Below are 17376 nucleotides of genomic sequence, written 5' to 3'. Positions count from 1 at the left end.
AAAAACTTCGCGGTTCCAAAGCGCCGTTCGCTTCACTAGTGTGGCCCTGCAACCCGCGTCCCCGGTGAACCATGTCTGATGCTCCCAGAACTTCCGGCATGACCCGGCTGAGGAACTATTTCCTCACAGGCTTTATCGTCTGCGCGCCGCTGGCGATCACCGCCTATATCGCCTGGTCGTTCGTCGGCTGGGTCGATTCCTGGGTGAAGCCGTACATTCCGGCGCGCTACAGCCCCGACACCTATTTGCCGTTTCCGGTGCCCGGCTTCGGCCTGATCGTGGCGCTCGTGCTGATCACGCTGATCGGCTTCATGACCGCCAACATCGTCGGCCGCGCGATCGTCAATTTCGGCGAACGGCTGCTTGGCCGTATGCCGCTGGTGCGCGGCATCTACGGTTCCCTGAAGCAGATATTCCAGACGGTGCTTTCGAACAAGGGTGATATGTTCCGCCAGGTCGGGCTGGTCGAATATCCGCGAAAAGGCGTCTGGTCGCTGGTGTTCGTCGCCAGTGAAAAGGAAACCGAGATCAACCAGAAGCTCGACCATGCAGGCGACCCGATGATCGCCGTGTTCATGCCGTGCACGCCGAACCCTACCACCGGTTTCCTGATGTACGTGCCGAAATCCGACATCGTGCTGCTCGACATGACGATTGAGGACGGCGCCAGGCTGATCGTCTCGGCCGGGCTGGTGGCGCCCGAAGTCAAGCCGAAAATGGTGACGATGAACGGCCAGCCGATCGACGGAGATCTCGCCAACCCGCCGCTTGGTGCTTTGGCTCAGCCGGCACGCAAGAGCCGCACGGCCTCGTCGCGGCCGAACAAATAGAGCAGCAGCCGCAGCGCCTCGCCGCGCTCAGACTGTAGTTCCGGATCACGCGACAGGATCAGCCTTGCATCGTCGCGGGCTGCTTCGAGCAAGTCGGCGTGCACCTCGATGCGCGCCACCTGGAAGCCCGGCGTGCCGGACTGGCGGGTGCCGAGCAATTCGCCTTCGCCGCGCAGCTTCAGATCCTCTTCGGCGATCAGGAACCCGTCCTCGGTCTCGCGCATCACCGACAGCCGGCGCTTGGCCGTTTCGCCGAGCGGGTCCTTGTAGAGCAGCACGCAGGAAGAAGGCTTGTCGCCGCGGCCGACGCGGCCGCGCAACTGGTGCAGTTGCGCCAGGCCAAAACGTTCGGCATGCTCGATGACCATAATGGTGGCGTCCGGCACGTCGACGCCGACCTCGATGACGGTGGTGGCGATCAGGATGCGGGTTTCGCCGGCCTTGAACGCGCGCATCGCCTCGTCCTTTTCGGCGCCCTTCATGCGGCCGTGGACGAGGCCGATTCGATCGCCGAACAAGGGCTGCAGCGAGGCAAAACGGTCCTCGGCCGACATCAACTTGATCTCTTCGGATTCCTCGACCAGCGGGCAGATCCAGTAGATCTTCTGGCCGTCGGCAACCGCGTCCAGCATGCGACCGACCAGTTCGTCCAGCCGTTCCAGTGGCAGCGTGACGGTGCGGATCGGCTGGCGGCCAACCGGCTTTTCCGTCAGCTTGGAGACGTCCATGTCGCCGAAGGCGGTCAGCACCAGAGTGCGCGGGATCGGCGTCGCCGTCATCACCAGCATGTCCGGGGCGTCGCCCTTGGCGGTGATGGCAAGCCGCTGGTGGACGCCGAAGCGGTGTTGCTCGTCGACCACGGCAAAGACGAGGTCGTGATAGGTCACCGTTTCCTGGAACAGCGCATGGGTGCCGACGACGATGTCGATGTCGCCGCTGGCCAGGCCCGCCAGCGTATCGGCGCGCTCGCGGCCCTTTTCGCGGCCGTTGAGGATGGCGACGCGCAGGCCGGCCTGTTCGGCCAAAGGCGTGATCGTCGCCAGATGCTGGCGCGCCAGGATCTCGGTCGGCGCCATCAAGGCCGCCTGGCCACCGGCCTCGACTGCGCGCCCCATGGCCAGCAGCGCCACCACCGTCTTGCCGGAGCCGACATCGCCTTGCAGCAGGCGCAGCATGCGCTCGGGGTCGGCCAGATCGGCATTGATTTCGGCAAGCGCGAATTCCTGGCTGCCGGTCAATGAATAGGGCAGGGCTGCGCGCAGTTTCTCGACGATGCGACCGTCGCCGATGAGCGGCCGGCCCGACAGCCGGCGCACTTTTGCCCGCACCAATGCCAGCGACACCTGGCCGGCGAGAAGCTCGTCATAGGCAAGGCGGCGCCATGCCACCCCCTCGATGGCGACATCGATCGGGTCCGCGGGATAGTGGACGCGGGCGAGCGCGTCGGCAAAGGCCGGAAAGGTCTGCTTGCGCATGAAGGCAGCGTCCTGCCACTCCGGCAATTCCGGCAGCCGGCCGAGCGCCTGGCCGATGGCGCGGCGCAGCACTTTTCCGGACAGGCCCGCAGTGAGCGGATAGACCGGTTCGACCAGCGGCAGGCTCTCAGTGTCACCTGCCAAAGCGATATGGTCGGGATGGACCATGGTCGGGCGGCCGTTGAACCATTCCATACGGCCGGAGACGACGACATGCTCGCCCACCGGCATCGCTTTTTCGAGATAGGCGGCATGGGCGTGGAAGAAGGTCAACCCGATCTCGCCGGTGTCGTCATGGGCATAGACGCGGTAAGGCACCGACCGGTTGCCGCGCGGCGGCGGCTGGTGGCGGTCGATGCGCACGTCGAGCGTGACGATGGCGCCGGCCGGCGCAAGCGCGATGCCGGGACGATTGCGGCGGTCTATGACGGTGTGCGGCAGAACGAACACCCGGGCGCCGGCGCGCGCCGGCCGTTCGCCGAGATCGGCCGCCACCACCTTCTCGATCAGAGCGCCAACCTTGGGGCCGACGCCGGCAAGCGAAGTGATCGGGACGAAGAGAGGGTCGAGGAGGGAGGGGCGCATGGCTTCACTCTCCCCCCTGTGGGGAGGGTCGATCCTCGAAGCGGAGCGGGATGGGGGTAGGTGCGCGGCTAACTTTCGAGGAAGTCGGTAGGTCAGCGCCGCACCCCCACCCCGTCTCACTCGCTTCGCTTTGCGAAGCGTGCTCGCCGACCCTCCCCACAAGGGGGAGGGTGAAGTGCGGGCGGTGTCCGGCACCAGCGTTGTCAGGAGTGTTCTTCACACCAGGGATGTTTAGCCGCCCACCCGTGCGTTGCAAGGCTGACACCGCCCTCTATCCACGCTATATGCGCCGCACCAAGCAAGGATGCGGCACGATGACCGGGACGAAACGATCAAGCGAGGGGCTGGATATCAGGCGCCGCAAGCTGTTGTTCCGCTCCTGGCATCGCGGGATGCGCGAGATGGACCTTATCCTCGGTACGTTTGCCGACAACGAGATCGGCGCCTTGACCGGCGATGAAATCGACCAATATGAAAGGCTCCTCGACATCCCCGACACCGAATTCCTGCCCATGGTCACCGGCGAACGCCCGGTTCCCAGGAATATCGACTGTGCCGTCCTGCAAAAGATCCTGGCATCGCGCCGGACCATGACATTTTAAACGTGCAACCATGAGCCTCATTCCCAAAATCGGTCTGCCGAAAGGCCGTGCCGGCCAGTTCATCGTCGACGGCGTTGCCGATGGCTACGAAGCCTTTGCGCTGGTGCAGGCGATCCATGAGATTGCGCCTGACAAACCGGTGCTGTTCGTGGCGCGCGACGGCCAGCGCCTGCCGTCGATCATCGAGGCGCTGACCTTTGCCGCCCCCGGCCTGCCGGTGCTGGAGTTGCCGGCCTGGGATTGCCTGCCCTATGACCGCGTTTCGCCAGGCTCCGATGCCGCCGCCAAGCGGCTCGACGCCCTGACGGCGATGATCGCGCTGGCAAAAAAGCCGCATCGCGCGGTCATCCTGACCACTGCCAATGCGCTGCTGCAGCGCATTCCGCCGGCCGATCTGGTCGAAGCGCAGACTTTCCACGCAAAGCCCGGCAACCAAATCGACATGAACGCGCTGGTGTCCCGGCTGGAGATTTCCGGCTTCGAGCGAGTGCCGACGGTGCGCGGTATCGGCGAATTCGCCGTGCGCGGCGGCATCCTCGACCTCTACGCACCCGGCTGGACGGAAGCACTGCGGCTCGATTTCTTCGGCGACACGCTGGAATCGATCCGCGTCTTCGACGCCGCCACGCAGCGCACCACCGGCCAGCGCAAGTCGATGGCGCTGCAGGCGATGAGTGAAGTGGCGCTGACCCCCGAAACCATCAGCCGCTTCCGCCGCTCCTATATCGAAGCCTTTGGCGCGCCGCAGCGCGACGACGGCCTTTATGCGGCGGTGAGCGAAGGGCGGCGCTTTGCCGGCATGGAGCACTGGCTGCCGCTGTTCTACGAGCGGCTGGAGACAGTGTTTGATTATCTGCCGGATGCGCCTGTCATCTTCGACCATCTGGCGCACGAAGCGCTGGCTGAGCGTCACACGCTGATCCTCGACCACTACGAAGCGCGCCGCAAACAGGCCGACGCCGCCTTGAAGGACGCCGTGCCCTACAAGCCGGTGGCGCCGGACCTGCTCTATCTCTCACCGGAAAACCTCGTAGCGTCGCTCGGACCGCGCGAAGCCATCGACTTCACCGCCTTCGACGCGCCCGATGTCGGGGCCAAGAAGGTCTTCCATGGCGGCTCGCGCCATGGCCGCAGCTTTGCCGAGGAACGGGCTGACCCAAACATCAACGTCTTCGATGTCGTCGTAAAACACATCGCCGACGAGCGCGCGGCGCGCCGCCGGGTCATCGTCGCCGGCTGGACCGAAGGCTCGCTCGACCGGTTGGGCCAGATCCTGGCCGAGCACCATCTCGGCAATCTCGTGCCGGTGGCGACGCTGGCCGAGGCGGAAAAGCTCGAGCCGGGGCAGGCGGCACTCGCCGTGCTGCCGCTGGAATCCGGCTTCGAGACCGAACAGCTGGTTGTCGTCGCCGAGCAGGACATTCTGGGCGACCGGCTGATCCGCCGCTCGAAGCGCAAGAAGCGCGCGTCGGATTTCATCGCCGAGGCCTCGTCGCTGTCGGCCGGCGACATCGTCGTCCACGCCGATCACGGCATTGGCCGCTTCATCGGCCTGCGCACCATCGAGGCGGTCGGTGCGCCGCATGACTGCCTGGAAATCCACTATGCCGGCGACGACCGGCTGTTCCTGCCGGTGGAAAACATCGAGCTTCTGTCGCGCTACGGCTCTGACACAGCCGAGGCGACGCTGGACAAGCTCGGCGGCGGCGCCTGGCAGTCGCGCAAGGCGCGGCTGAAGAAGCGCCTGCTCGACATGGCCGGACAGCTGATCCGCATTGCCGCCGAGCGCCAGATGCGTACCGCGCCGCCCATGGTGCCGGCGGAAGGGCTTTACGGCGAATTCTCGGCGCGCTTTCCCTACGAGGAGACCGACGACCAGCAGGGCGCGATCGATGCCGTCGTGGACGATCTCGGCGCCGGCAAGCCGATGGACCGGCTGATCTGCGGCGATGTCGGCTTCGGCAAGACCGAAGTGGCGTTGCGCGCCGCCTTCATCGCGGCGATGGAAGGGTTCCAGGTCGCGGTCGTGGTGCCGACGACGCTGTTGTCGCGCCAGCATTTCAAGACCTTTTCGCAGCGCTTCTCCGGCCTGCCGATCCGCGTCGGCCAGGCCTCGCGGCTGGTCGGCGCCAAGGAACTGGCGGAAACCAAGAAAGCCATCGCCGAGGGGCAGGTCGACATCGTCATCGGCACCCATGCACTGCTCGGGTCGGCGATCTCGTTCAAGAATCTCGGCCTGCTGATCATCGACGAGGAGCAGCATTTTGGCGTCAAGCACAAGGAACGGCTGAAGGACCTCAAGACCGACGTCCACGTGCTGACGCTGTCGGCGACGCCGATCCCGCGCACGCTGCAGCTTGCCTTGACCGGCGTGCGCGAACTGTCGCTGATCGCCACGCCGCCGGTCGACCGCATGGCGGTGCGCACCTTCATCTCGCCCTTCGATCCGCTGGTCATCCGCGAGACGCTGCTGCGCGAACGCTATCGCGGCGGCCATTCCTTCTATGTCGTGCCGCGCATCAGCGATCTCGCCGAAATCCATGATTTCCTGCGCGAATCCGTCCCCGAGCTGAAGGTGGCGGTGGCCCATGGCCAGATGCCGCCGGGCGAACTCGACGACATCATGAACGCCTTCTATGACGGCCAGTACGACGTGCTGTTGTCGACCACCATCGTCGAATCCGGGCTCGACATTCCGACCGCCAACACGCTGATCATCCATCGCGCCGATATGTTCGGCCTGTCGCAGCTCTACCAGCTGCGCGGCCGCGTCGGCCGTTCCAAGGTGCGGGCATATGCGTTGTTCACGCTGCCGGCCAATCGCAAGCTCACCGACACGGCCGAGCGCCGGCTGAAGGTGCTGCAGTCGCTGGACACGCTTGGCGCGGGCTTCCAGCTCGCCAGCCACGACCTCGACATCCGTGGCGCCGGCAACCTTCTGGGCGAAGAGCAATCCGGTCATATCAAGGAGGTCGGCTTCGAACTCTACCAGCAGATGCTGGAGGAGGCGGTGGCCGAGGTGAAGGATTCCGGCGAGGTTCAGGATGGCGGCTGGTCGCCGCAGATCGCCGTCGGCACGGCTGTCATGATCCCGGAGAGCTATGTGCCGGACCTGCAGCTCAGGCTGGCGCTCTACCGCCGCCTCGGCGACCTCGAAAACACCGAGGAAATCGACGCTTTCGGCGCCGAACTGATCGACCGCTTCGGCCCGCTGCCGGAAGAGGTGAAGCATCTCTTGAAGATTGTCTTCATCAAGGCGCTATGCCGCAGGGCCAATGTCGAAAAGCTGGATGCCGGCCCCAAGGGCGTCGTCATCCACTTCCGCAAGCGCGAGTTCTCCAACCCGGTCGGGCTGGTCAAATACATCGGCGAGCAGGGTTCGCTGGCCAAGATCAGGACCGACCACAGCGTGGTCTTCATCCGCGACTGGCCAACGGCGGAGAAGCGCCTGGCGGGCTCGGCCGTCGTCATGACGCAACTGGCGCGGCTGGTGGAGAAGGCCGCATAGCCCGCCGGCTATCATTCGCCAGCGCTTGAATTCCGGTCTAGAATAGGAAATCGGCTTCGTGTATGGAGCCGCCATCCCCATATGGGGCGGGAATGGCGGGCAAAAGCCTGCTGGAAAGAGCGTTTGGGTGCAGCGATGACGAAATGGTCGCCGAATTCTTGGAGAGCAAAGCCGATCAAGCAGGTTCCTGCCTATCCGGACCTCGCCGCGCTGAAGAACACGGAAGCCCAGCTCGCCACCTTTCCGCCGCTGGTTTTTGCCGGTGAGGCGCGCAAGCTGAAGAAGCAGCTTGCGGCTGTCGCTGCCGGCGACGCATTCCTTCTGCAGGGCGGCGATTGCGCCGAGAGTTTCGCCGAACATGGCGCCGACAACATCCGCGACTTCTTCCGCGTCTTCTTGCAGATGTCGGTGGTGCTGACCTTTGCCGGCGCGCAGCCGGTGGTGAAGGTCGGCCGTGTCGCCGGCCAGTTCGCCAAGCCGCGCTCGTCCGACAATGAGACCAAGGGCGAGGTGACGCTGCCAAGCTACCGTGGCGACATCATCAACGGCATCGAGTTCGACCCCAAGTCGCGTATTCCCGACCCGGCCCGCCAGGAAATGGCCTACCGCCAGTCGGCGGCGACGCTTAACCTGCTGCGTGCCTTCGCCCAAGGCGGCTACGCCAGCCTGGAGAATGTGCATCGCTGGATGCTGGGCTTCGTCTCCGACAGCCCGCAAGGCGAGAAGTATGGCATGCTCGCCAACCGCATCACCGAGACGATGGACTTCATGAAGGCCGTCGGCATCACCTCGGAGACCAACTACGCGCTGCGCGAGACCGACTTTTACACCAGCCACGAGGCGCTGCTGCTCGGCTATGAAGAAGCACTGACCCGCGTCGATTCGACCTCGGGCGACTGGTACGCAACGTCGGGCCACATGATCTGGATCGGCGACCGCACCCGCCAGCCCGACCATGCCCATGTCGAATATTGCCGCGGCATCAAGAACCCGCTTGGCCTCAAATGCGGCCCGTCGCTGACGGCTGACGGTCTGCTGGAGCTGATCGACCTGCTCAATCCGGAGAACGAGCCGGGCCGGCTGACGCTGATCGCCCGCTTCGGCTCCGACAAGGTCGCCGACCATTTGCCGAAGCTGGTGCGCGCGGTGCAGAAGGAAGGCCGCAGCGTGGTGTGGTCGTCCGACCCGATGCACGGCAACACGATCGAGGCCGCCGGCTACAAGACGCGGCCGTTCGACCGCATCCTCAAGGAAGTCCAGACCTTCTTCGAGGTGCATCGCGCCGAAGGCACGCATCCCGGCGGCATCCATGTCGAAATGACCGGCAAGAATGTTACCGAATGCACCGGCGGCGCCCGCGCCATCACCGCCGAGGAATTGCAGGACCGCTACCACACCCATTGCGACCCGCGCCTCAACGCCGACCAGGCGATCGAATTGGCTTTCCTCGTCTCCGACCTGTTGAAGAAGAGCCATCCCGTGCAGCACAAGCAGGCGGCCAACGGCTGAACCCGTTTTCAGATTGAAGTGGAAAGCGCCGGAGAGATCCGGTGCTTTTTCGTTTTGATCAACGCCCGCGTTCCCAGCGCAATCCGTTGAGCCGGGGATCGTTGGCAAAGGCAGTTCTGGAAAACTCGATCCGCTTCTCCGGAAATTCTGAGATGGCCTGGACGCCGAACGAGCCGAGCCGGATGCGCCAGGTATGCGGCTCCAGCGGCTTGGCCTTGGCAAAACCGCGGCATGTCAGCAGCGCTACATTGGTGCCCTTCGGATCGCGCGCCGAGCGGTAGCGGATCGCCGCCAGCCCGACCTCGCGAGCGACATCGGCAATCGCCTGGCTGGCGGCATAGTCGGTCGGATGCGTCCAATGGGCCCGGTCGCGGTCGAGCGGCGGCCGCGTCAGGTCGATGGCCTTGTCGGTACGGATCGCGGCGGCGAAGGCGGTGTATTCGGCGGCGTCGTGCGGCCATGGCGTGTCGGGCGAATCGGCGAAGAACAGCAGGCGGTAGAAGGCCATTTCGGCGACCGCCGTCATGATCGTCTCCGCCGCATAGTAGACGCCAAGAGTGCGGCCGGCGCGGCGGAAGCGCGAGCCGTAGGGATAGATCGAGCCGTAGCGGAAGGGCGTCGCCAGCAGATAGTGGAGATGCCTGCATTCCATGGGGATCTGCGGCTTGGTCTCCTCGATCAGATCCTCGAGCAGCGCCTGTTCGTCCAGCGTGTCAACGATCTTCAGGGTCGAGACGCGGTGCTGCGCCTCGACCATGCGCCAGTATTTGCCGTCGAGCCGGACGGCTTCAGACGAGAGCGCGTCGGGAGTCCAGATAGGCAATGACATCGACAAGCCCGGTAATGGTGAGGATCTTTTCAAGCGGGCTGCCATCGAACGCGGTATTGGCGTTCTTCAGCCATGCCCGGGCTATCGTCTCGTCACCGCCGACAATGGCGTCGAGCGAACGGAACAGCCGCACGAACAGCACCGCGAGTTCGAACGGCTTGGTGCCGCGCTCCAGCAGGAATTCCTGCCTGCGCATGCGTGAAACCGTGGCTTCCGAGACGCCGATGATCGACGCAAGCACCCTGGCGGTTATATCCAAGAGTTCGGCGGCGCGCAGCGTGGCCTTGGTCAGAACCGCATTTTCGGCCGCATTCGCGGTCAGATCAGGGGCGGCAGCATTGGGTTGTGTAACAGACATGGCCTCTCTCTTTCCATGGAAAATATAGGCCACGAAAATTCATATGGAAAGAGGCGGGATCCGATAAATTTGCCCGTGCCCGGGAATTGGCTGCACGCCGAAGCGTCAGTCTTTCTTGTATAGCAGCCAGTTCTTGCCGGTGCGGCCGGCCATTGTCGAGTGCCGGGTGACGCGGTTGCGCCCGCCAACCTTGGAGCGGTAGAGCGCCCGGTCGGCCTTGGTGTAAAGATCCTCCGGGCTTTCCGCTTCGGAAGCCATGCAGATGCCCATGGAAACGGTCACCGTGCCGTAATTGGCGCCGGTCTGGCTGCTGGTGAACGGCGTCTGTTCGATCAGCACGCGGATGCGTTCGGCGATCTCGTAAGTGGTATCCTCGCTGGCGCCCTCGACGATCAGCGCGAATTCCTCGCCGCCGGTGCGGGCTACGAACATGTCTTCACGGATGCTGGTCTGGAAGATTTCAGCGACGATCTGGATGATCTTGTCGCCGACCGGGTGGCCGTAGCGATCGTTGACACCCTTGAAATGGTCGATGTCGGCAAGGATCAGGGCGTTGAACAGGATCCCCTTGTTGGAGGTGTAAATCGCCGTGATTTGCTTGTCGAAGGCGCGGCGGTTCCAGATATGGGTCAAGGGGTCGGTGTCGGCGAGCCGCTTGTACTCCTCAAGCTTCGACTTGACGCTCTCCAGTTCCGCCGTCTTGTCGCTCAGCGTGGTTGCAACCTGCTTGCCGTGGTCGAGGGTCGAGTTGGTGGCCGCCGCCATGGCGCTGGCGACCTTCTGCAGCAGATCCTGCGAAAGCAGGCTGCGGTTGGCGAGGCCGCTTGACGTCTCATCGAGGATCTTGCCGTATTTCTCGATATGGCTACGTTCGCTGCGCAGCAGCAAGGCGATGTCCTCGAGTTCCCTGGCCAGCACGTCGCGCGCCTGCTCGACAATGCCGGGACCGTGATGCTGGGCAAAGAAAGCGCGGCCGATGCGGTCGAGATCGTCCTGCGTCGGCTGGTTGCCCAGCGCGACGACGGCCAGGCCGAGTTCGCGATTGGTGCCTTTCAGTGCTTCGTAGAAGATTTCGTAATTGCGCGGCAGGCCAAGCACGCCGAGCTGACGCATGGTCGCCACAATGGCTGTTGCAATGTCGCTGTTTCGGTCGGTCTGGACGGCTGCCGGCTGCATGTTTTGTTCACTCTGCCTCTGGGAACCATCGCAGACCGTGCGAGATGCCGCCGACCGGAGAGTGCCAGCCGTATTTCGGATCATCCTGCGAAAGACACGTCCCCAATCGCGACATTCGCTTGGCAACGACCATAGATGCGCCGGCGCTAAAGTTTCCTTAATGTGCCGCCAGGTAACGCGTCCGTTCTACCGCAGGCTGCAGAAATGGTTTGCAAAGATCCTGAGGTCAGGTCCGAACACGCCCACCCCATGTCGCATTTGCCGGTGCCCGGCTGCGGCAAAACTGAAATCCTCTCGGCCAGCGGCGAAGCCGTGGACGATGGCTGGTGGAGGTAGGGATGAGCAACAACCACAGCGGATCTTGCCTTTGTGGAGCCGTGCGTTTCCAGACGCGAGGGCCGTTGCGCGGCGTCATTTATTGCCACTGTTCGCAGTGCCGCAAGCAGAGCGGGCATTTTTACGCCGCGACCAACGTCGCCGACGGCGACATCACGATAACCGGCGCCGACAACATCAGCTGGTACGAATCGTCTTCCTTTGCCAAGCGCGGCTTTTGCAAGATCTGCGGCTCGGTGCTGTTCTGGAAGCCGGGTCAGGATGCCTATGTCTCAGTTCTGGCCGGATCGTTCGACAACCCGACCGGGCTCGAAGGCCAATGCCACATCTTTGTCGGCGACAAGGGCGATTACTATACGATCGACGATGGACTGCCGCAGTTCGAGAAGTCGACGCCGACGATCAAGGTTGCGGAGGAGTGATTTTGCGGCGGCTGCCTTATTCCCTTGATCCAGCCATTGCGATATCCCCTGCCGGTGATTCGAAGGGGATGCGGCATGCAGCGGCTGATCGGTGCTTACTTCAATTCTGTGCGAGCCTTTCGCAAGCTCGCCGCCAGCGAAAGGGCATTTCAGCAGGAACTGATGCTGCTGGTGCTGGCGCTGCCGCTCGGCTGGTTCGTCTCGGTGTCGTGGAGCGGCTACGCGCTGTTGATAGGTGCGATGCTGCTGCTCATCATGGTCGAAGTGCTCAACACCGGCATCGAGGCAGCCTGCGATGCCTTCAGTCGCGAGTTCAACGTCGACATCCAGCTCGCCAAGGACTGCGGCTCGCTGGCGGTGCTGATTTCGGTCGTCATCGTCGCCGGCGTCTGGGGAATCGCCCTCATCGAGCGCATCACGGGACTACCGATCTGATCTGAACGCTCCCATATGTGTTAGTCACCAAAGGAGACTGGCGTCGTGGAAGCCAATTTTCTGCTGCTTGAAAGAGCCGGCCTGCCGGAAGACCTGCGCTGGCTGGCGGAAAAATATCCGCGCGAGACATGGCAGGGTCACGCCAACATCCACGGCATGGCAAACATGTGGCTGCAGCGGCACGATATGTTCCGAGAGCTGGGCGGCATGCTCACCAACGGCATTGGCGACTATCGCGAAGGCAGGCTGACGGCGCCGGATTTCGCCCGCTGGTTCGCGCCGCGGCTGAACCACTTTCTAGGCAATCTCGACGGCCACCACAATGTCGAGGACTACCAATATTTCCCGGCTTTCGCCAAGGCGGAGCCGCGCCTGAAGCGCGGCTTCGAAATCCTCGATGCCGACCATCACACCATTCATGAGGGGTTGGAGCGCAACGTCGAGACGGCGAACGCCTTCATCCGCACGCTCGAGGAGAGCGAGGACAGGCAGCGCTTCGCCGCCGAGGCCTATGCGGACGAGAACAGCCGGCTGATCGCCATGCTGAAGCGGCATCTGGCCGACGAGGAAGATCTCATCATCCCGCTGATCCTCGATCGCGGCGACCGGGCTCTGGTCGAGGACGACGACTGAACCTTACGATGTGGTTTCGCTGTCGCGGGCGTCCTTGGCGCGCTCCTTGCCGGCGACGGTGCGGGCGATGAGCCAGGCAAGGATGGCGACACCCAGACCTATGGCAAGCGCGATCAGCAGCCGTTCGTGATGGAGCAGTGCCTTGCCTATCATCTGCTCGGCGCCGAGGCCGAAGACGTAGCCGATGCCGCAGAACAAAGCCGCCCAGACCAGCGACGACACCGCGTTGAGGATAACGAAGCGCGCTACCGAAATGCTGGCGAAACCGGCCGCGATGCCGCCGACCAGGCGCAGGCCATAGATGTAGCGGTTGGACAGGACGAAGATGTTGGGATGGGACGAGACGAGACGGTAGGCGTGGTTGAAGCCGGGCCTCGCCTTCAGTTTCAGCACCCTGGGATGGTCGGCAAAGCTGCGGCCGAGAATGAAGAAAAACGTGTCGCCGACGAAGGCGCCAATGGCGGCCGTGAGGAAAGCCTTCCAGAGGATGAAGACATGCTGATGGGCGAAGAAGCCGCCGAGGATGGCCGCACTTTCGCCTTCGGCGACACAGCCCAGGAAAACCGCGATCAACCCATATTGCTCGATGAGGTGATGGACGATCCCGGTCATTGAGAGGTTTGCCGGCCCGACAGTTTTTCGTCTATGCGGTTCACCTGTTCGGCCAGGCGCGCGATGTCCTCGCGCACGCCGATGATCTGGCTGTGGCGCAGTTCGTCCAGCTTTTCATGCAGAGCCATGATCTCGATCTCGGCCTTGAGGTTGACCTCATAGTCATGCGCGGCGTCGATGCGGTCGCGCGCGGCCTGGCGGTTCTGCGACATCATGATCACCGGCGCCTGCAAGGCGGCGATCGTCGACAGCACCAGGTTGAGGAAGATGAAGGGGTAGGGGTCGAACGAGTCTCGCCCGAGCAGCCACCAATTGGCGCCGATCCACAGCACCAGGAAAGCAATGAAGGACAGGATGAACGTCCACGAGCCGCCGATGCGGGCAATGGCATCGGCGATCCGGTCGCCGGCGCCCTGAAGGCCGGTGAGGCTGTCGTTGATATCCTGCGAGATGGGCTTGCGGTCGACGGTGCTCTGCAACACCCGCCGCTCGAGCTCGCTGAGGCCCTCCGGCGTTCGCTTCAGCCAGCGGTTGGCCAGTTCTGGCACGGTCTTGTGCATGGATGTCTCCATAGGAAAAGCATCGGCTTGGCAGCCTCGTTTGCATATAGGAAGATGGCGTTTCGTCAAAAGCGCGGCGCGAGGATGCAGGATGCCCGATTTCGCGAAGATTCGCGCCCGTGCTGCAAAACGCAAAGGCGGCGACGCGGTGCTGACCTCGCTGCTCGGGCCGGCGTGTGACAATGCTGCTGTTGCCGACATTACGGACGATCGCATCCTGTCGACGATGGCCGAGCGGGTGTTTGCCGCCGGCTTCGTCTGGCGCGTCATCGAACAGAAATGGCCGGGCTTCGAGGAAGCCTTTCTCCATTTCGAGCCGAAACGGCTGTTGTTCCAACCTGATGACTTCTGGCACGACCTGACGGCTGATCAACGCATTGTGCGCAACCTGCAGAAGATCAAATCCGTCCGCGACAACGCCGCCTTCGTTGAGCGTGTGTCGAAGGAACATGGCGGTTTCGGCAAATTCCTCGCGGAGTGGCCTGACGACGACCAGGTCGGGCTGATGGCGTATCTCGGCAAGCATGGCAGCCGGCTTGGCGGCAACACCGGCCAGTATTTCCTGCGCTGGCTGCAATGGGACGCCTTCGTCATCTCGGCCGATATGGTCGCGGCTTTGCGTGACGCCGGCCTCGACATCGCCGAAAGTCCGACGTCGAAGAGGGATCTCGACAGGATTCAGGCGCAGATCAACAAATGGGCGCAGGAAACCGGCCTGCCGCGCCGGCACATTTCGCGCATTCTGGCGATGTCGATCGGAGAGAACCATTCGCCGCAATCGCTGCGCGAATATATGGGCGACGACTGATCACCGAATTGGTCCAAACGAACGCCATTGCTCGGGCAAATTTGCCGCGCTAAACCGCACAGATGACCCAGAAGACCGCACCCGATATTCTGCGCATCGCCGTTGCCCAGCTCAACCCGACGGTCGGCGATGTCGCCGGCAATCTTGCCAAGGCGCGCGAGGCGAGGGCGGATGCCGCCCGCCAGGGCGCCGACATCGTGCTCTACACCGAGCTTTTCCTTGCCGGTTATCCGCCGGAGGATCTGGTGCTGAAGCCGGCCTTCCTCAAGGTTTGCGAGAAGGCCGCTCAGGATTTCGCCGCGGATACCTCCGATGGCGGGCCGGGCGTCATCATCGGCACGCCGCTGAAGCGCAAGAGCGGCACCCACAATTCGATCATCGTCGCCGATGGCGGCAAGATCCTCGCCGAGCGCTACAAGCTCGATTTGCCAAACTATGGCGAGTTCGACGAGAAGCGCGTCTTCCAGGCCGGCCCCGAGGCTCAGGGACCCGTCAACTTCCGCGGTGTGCGCATCGGAATTCCGATCTGCGAGGACATCTGGGGCGACGTCGGCATCTGTGAAACCCTGGCCGAGAGCGGCGCGGAAATCCTGCTGGTGCCGAACGGCTCGCCCTACTACCGCGCCAAGATGGACGTGCGCCATCAGGTCGTTATCCGCCAGGTCATCGAGACCGGTTTGCCGATGATCTATGCCAATCAGATCGGCGGCCAGGATGAGCTGATCTTCGACGGCGCCTCTTTTGCCATCGGCGCCGACAAGACGCTCGCCTTCCAGATGAGCCAGTTCGAGGAAACTGTCGACGTCACCACCTGGAAGCGCAACCGCGTCGCCGCAGGCGCGCAAAACGCAGAAGAGTTCGACGGCTGGGTCTGCTCGGAAGGGCCGATGTCGAAAATCCCCGAGCGCGAGGAGGCGGACTACCGCGCCTGCATGCTCGGCCTGCGCGACTACGTCAACAAGAACGGCTTCAAGAACGTCGTGCTGGGTCTCTCCGGCGGCATCGATTCGGCGATCTGCGCCGCATTGGCCGTCGATGCGCTCGGCGAGGAGCGGCTGCGGGCGGTGATGATGCCCTACCGCTATACCTCGGAGGATTCGCTGAAGGATGCCGAGGATTGCGCCCGTGCGCTTGGCTGCCGCTATGACATCGTGCCGATCTTCGAACCGGTCGAGGGTTTCCTACACACGCTGGCGCAGCTTTTTGAAGGCACCAAGGAAGGCATCACCGAAGAGAATCTACAGAGCCGCGCGCGCGGCACGATCCTGATGGCGATTTCCAACAAGTTCGGCTCGATGGTCGTCACCACGGGCAACAAGAGCGAGATGTCGGTGGGCTACGCCACGCTTTATGGCGACATGAATGGCGGCTTCAACCCGATAAAAGACCTCTACAAGATGCAGGTCTATGCGCTGTCGCGCTGGCGCAACAGCCATGTGCCGCCGGGCGCGCTCGGTCCCTCAGGCGAGGTGATCCCCAGGAATATCATCGACAAGGCGCCGTCGGCGGAATTGCGCGAGAACCAGACCGACCAGGATTCGCTGCCGCCCTATCCGGTGCTGGACGACATTCTGGAATGCCTGGTCGAGAACGAAATGGGCGTCGACGACATCGTGGCGCGCGGCCACGACCGGGCGACGGTGACGCGCGTCGAACATTTGCTCTACATTGCCGAGTACAAACGCCGGCAAGCGGCGCCGGGTGTGAAGATCACCCGGAAGAATTTTGGCCGCGACCGCCGTTATCCCATCACCAACCGTTTCAGGGATCGCGGCTGAACTTCGTTTAATTAGAGAACCTTGGGGCTTTCATGTTTTTCAGCTATTTCAAGGGAACGCCTGAATATCACATCCTGCGCTTCAAGAACGGCAAGGTCCGTGAGCAGGGGCGCGGCATCTCCTTCTGGTACGGGACGTTCGGCACCACCATCGCCATGGTGCCGGTGACGTCGCTCGACAACCCTTTCATCTTCACCGAGACGACGGCGAATTTCCAGGATCTGGCAATCCAGGGGTCGGTCAGCTACCGCATCATCGATCCACTCAAGGCAGCCGAAGGTTTTGATTTCAGCGCCAAGCTCAGCCGTGCCGACGTCGTCGGCGACGGCCGGGAGAAGATCGCCGAGCGCCTGGTGCTTGCGATACAGAGCCGCGCCCGCGCGGTGGTTTCGAGCATGACGCTGGAACAGGCGCTGGCCGAGGTGACCAAGCTCGGTGGCAATCTGGCCGAACTGCTGCGCAACGATCCGATTGCCGCGACCGCCGGCCTGTCGATCGAGGAGGTCCACATCACCTCAGTCCAGCCGACGCCGGAGATCCGCAAGGCGCTCCAGACCGAATATCGCGAGGCGCTGCAGCGCCAGGCCGATGCCGCGATCTATGGGCGCCGTGCCTGGGGCGTGGAGAAGGAGCGCGAGATCAAGCAGAGCGAACTGGCGACCGAAATCGAGCTTGCCGAACGCAACAAGCTGCTGGTCGACACCGAAGCGCGCAACAAGCTGACGCTTGCCGAGGCGCAAGCCAAGGCGCCGCAGCTGGAACTGACCGTCTATTCGTCGGCGCCCGCCCACGTGCTGACGGCGATGGCCTTCAAGGCCTGGGCGGAAAAGGGCGGTTCGGTCGGCAATCTGTCGATCACGCCTGATATGCTCACCAGCGCGCTCAGCCAGCTTTCCACGCCGAAAGCCGGGTCCTGAAAG

Annotated in this window: 16 protein-coding genes; 10 read left to right on the top strand and 6 right to left on the bottom strand. The window is 63.4% G+C overall.

All coding sequences use genetic code 11. The features are described 5' to 3' along the window. Positions 1–71: 71 nt before the first annotated feature. Positions 72–830, top strand: coding sequence for a DUF502 domain-containing protein (locus NKI06_RS02905; RefSeq protein ID WP_027050381.1), 759 nt, complete (start codon positions 72–74; stop codon positions 828–830). Here NKI06_RS02905 and recG read toward each other — a convergent pair. Further along, positions 782–2890, bottom strand: coding sequence for an ATP-dependent DNA helicase RecG (gene recG / locus NKI06_RS02900; protein WP_352983924.1), 2109 nt, complete (start codon positions 2888–2890; stop codon positions 782–784). The genes NKI06_RS02905 and recG overlap by 49 nt on opposite strands. 314 nt (positions 2891–3204) lie before the next feature. Here recG and NKI06_RS02895 point away from each other — a divergent pair, with 314 nt between their 5' ends. The 3 genes from NKI06_RS02895 to NKI06_RS02885 all read left to right on the top strand — a co-directional run bounded on the left by NKI06_RS02895 (position 3205) and on the right by NKI06_RS02885 (position 8509). Continuing rightward, positions 3205–3492: an FAD assembly factor SdhE gene (locus NKI06_RS02895; RefSeq protein WP_023681561.1), complete on the top strand. Its 288-nt coding sequence runs from the start codon at positions 3205–3207 to the stop codon at positions 3490–3492. Positions 3493–3502: 10 nt separating this feature from the next. Continuing rightward, a complete protein-coding gene (gene mfd / locus NKI06_RS02890) occupies positions 3503–7000 on the top strand; it encodes a transcription-repair coupling factor (RefSeq protein WP_352535543.1) in 3498 nt (1165 codons plus the stop codon). A 135-nt stretch (positions 7001–7135) separates the two neighbouring features. Next, complete coding sequence (locus NKI06_RS02885; RefSeq protein ID WP_352459085.1) at positions 7136–8509, top strand: class II 3-deoxy-7-phosphoheptulonate synthase; 1374 nt, start codon at positions 7136–7138, stop codon at positions 8507–8509. A 58-nt stretch (positions 8510–8567) separates the two neighbouring features. On the opposite strand, the gene NKI06_RS02880 is transcribed toward NKI06_RS02885, so the two are convergent. The 3 genes from NKI06_RS02880 to NKI06_RS02870 form a co-directional block, all read right to left on the bottom strand. After that, positions 8568–9338, bottom strand: a complete 771-nt coding sequence (locus NKI06_RS02880; RefSeq protein ID WP_352983921.1) for an RES family NAD+ phosphorylase — start codon at positions 9336–9338, stop codon at positions 8568–8570. Further along, positions 9298–9696 carry an antitoxin Xre/MbcA/ParS toxin-binding domain-containing protein gene (locus NKI06_RS02875; RefSeq protein ID WP_352983919.1) on the bottom strand — a complete coding sequence of 133 codons (399 nt, stop codon included), beginning with the start codon at positions 9694–9696 and terminating at the stop codon, positions 9298–9300. The genes NKI06_RS02880 and NKI06_RS02875 overlap by 41 nt, the downstream gene beginning before the upstream one ends. Positions 9697–9801: 105 nt before the next feature. Continuing rightward, positions 9802–10872: a GGDEF domain-containing protein gene (locus NKI06_RS02870; RefSeq protein WP_352983916.1), complete on the bottom strand. Its 1071-nt coding sequence runs from the start codon at positions 10870–10872 to the stop codon at positions 9802–9804. Positions 10873–11210: 338 nt separating this feature from the next. Between NKI06_RS02870 and NKI06_RS02865 the strand changes: the two genes are divergently transcribed. The 3 genes from NKI06_RS02865 (at position 11211) to NKI06_RS02855 (ending at position 12698) form a co-directional block, all read left to right on the top strand. Beyond that, positions 11211–11630 carry a GFA family protein gene (locus NKI06_RS02865; RefSeq protein WP_023667555.1) on the top strand — a complete coding sequence of 140 codons (420 nt, stop codon included), beginning with the start codon at positions 11211–11213 and terminating at the stop codon, positions 11628–11630. Between the two features lie 75 nt (positions 11631–11705). Beyond that, positions 11706–12065, top strand: coding sequence for a diacylglycerol kinase (locus tag NKI06_RS02860; protein ID WP_023830668.1), 360 nt, complete (start codon positions 11706–11708; stop codon positions 12063–12065). A 45-nt stretch (positions 12066–12110) separates the two neighbouring features. Next, complete coding sequence (locus NKI06_RS02855; RefSeq protein WP_352983913.1) at positions 12111–12698, top strand: hemerythrin domain-containing protein; 588 nt, start codon at positions 12111–12113, stop codon at positions 12696–12698. Positions 12699–12701: 3 nt separating this feature from the next. Here the strand turns inward: NKI06_RS02855 and NKI06_RS02850 are convergent, their stop codons facing one another. Together NKI06_RS02850 and NKI06_RS02845 are read right to left on the bottom strand one after the other, a co-directional pair. Beyond that, positions 12702–13310 carry a DedA family protein gene (locus tag NKI06_RS02850; protein ID WP_023688331.1) on the bottom strand — a complete coding sequence of 203 codons (609 nt, stop codon included), beginning with the start codon at positions 13308–13310 and terminating at the stop codon, positions 12702–12704. Continuing rightward, the gene (locus NKI06_RS02845) at positions 13307–13870 is read right to left on the bottom strand and encodes a DUF1003 domain-containing protein (protein ID WP_352983907.1); all 564 of its coding nucleotides are present in this window, start codon (positions 13868–13870) and stop codon (positions 13307–13309) included. The genes NKI06_RS02850 and NKI06_RS02845 overlap by 4 nt, the downstream gene beginning before the upstream one ends. Before the next feature lie 91 nt (positions 13871–13961). Here NKI06_RS02845 and NKI06_RS02840 point away from each other — a divergent pair, with 91 nt between their 5' ends. From NKI06_RS02840 to NKI06_RS02830, 3 genes are all read left to right on the top strand, one after another. Then, positions 13962–14678 carry a DNA-3-methyladenine glycosylase I gene (locus NKI06_RS02840; RefSeq protein ID WP_352983904.1) on the top strand — a complete coding sequence of 239 codons (717 nt, stop codon included), beginning with the start codon at positions 13962–13964 and terminating at the stop codon, positions 14676–14678. 62 nt (positions 14679–14740) lie between these two features. Further along, positions 14741–16456 carry an NAD+ synthase gene (locus NKI06_RS02835; protein WP_023681548.1) on the top strand — a complete coding sequence of 572 codons (1716 nt, stop codon included), beginning with the start codon at positions 14741–14743 and terminating at the stop codon, positions 16454–16456. Between the two features lie 32 nt (positions 16457–16488). Further along, positions 16489–17373: an SPFH domain-containing protein gene (locus tag NKI06_RS02830; protein WP_352983901.1), complete on the top strand. Its 885-nt coding sequence runs from the start codon at positions 16489–16491 to the stop codon at positions 17371–17373. Positions 17374–17376: the final 3 nt, after the last annotated feature.

The sequence above is a fragment of the Mesorhizobium sp. M0772 genome, assembly GCF_040320135.1.
Taxonomy (GTDB): domain Bacteria; phylum Pseudomonadota; class Alphaproteobacteria; order Rhizobiales; family Rhizobiaceae; genus Mesorhizobium.
Note: the sequence above shows the minus strand (reverse complement) of the source record. Positions and strands in the feature narration are given on the sequence as shown.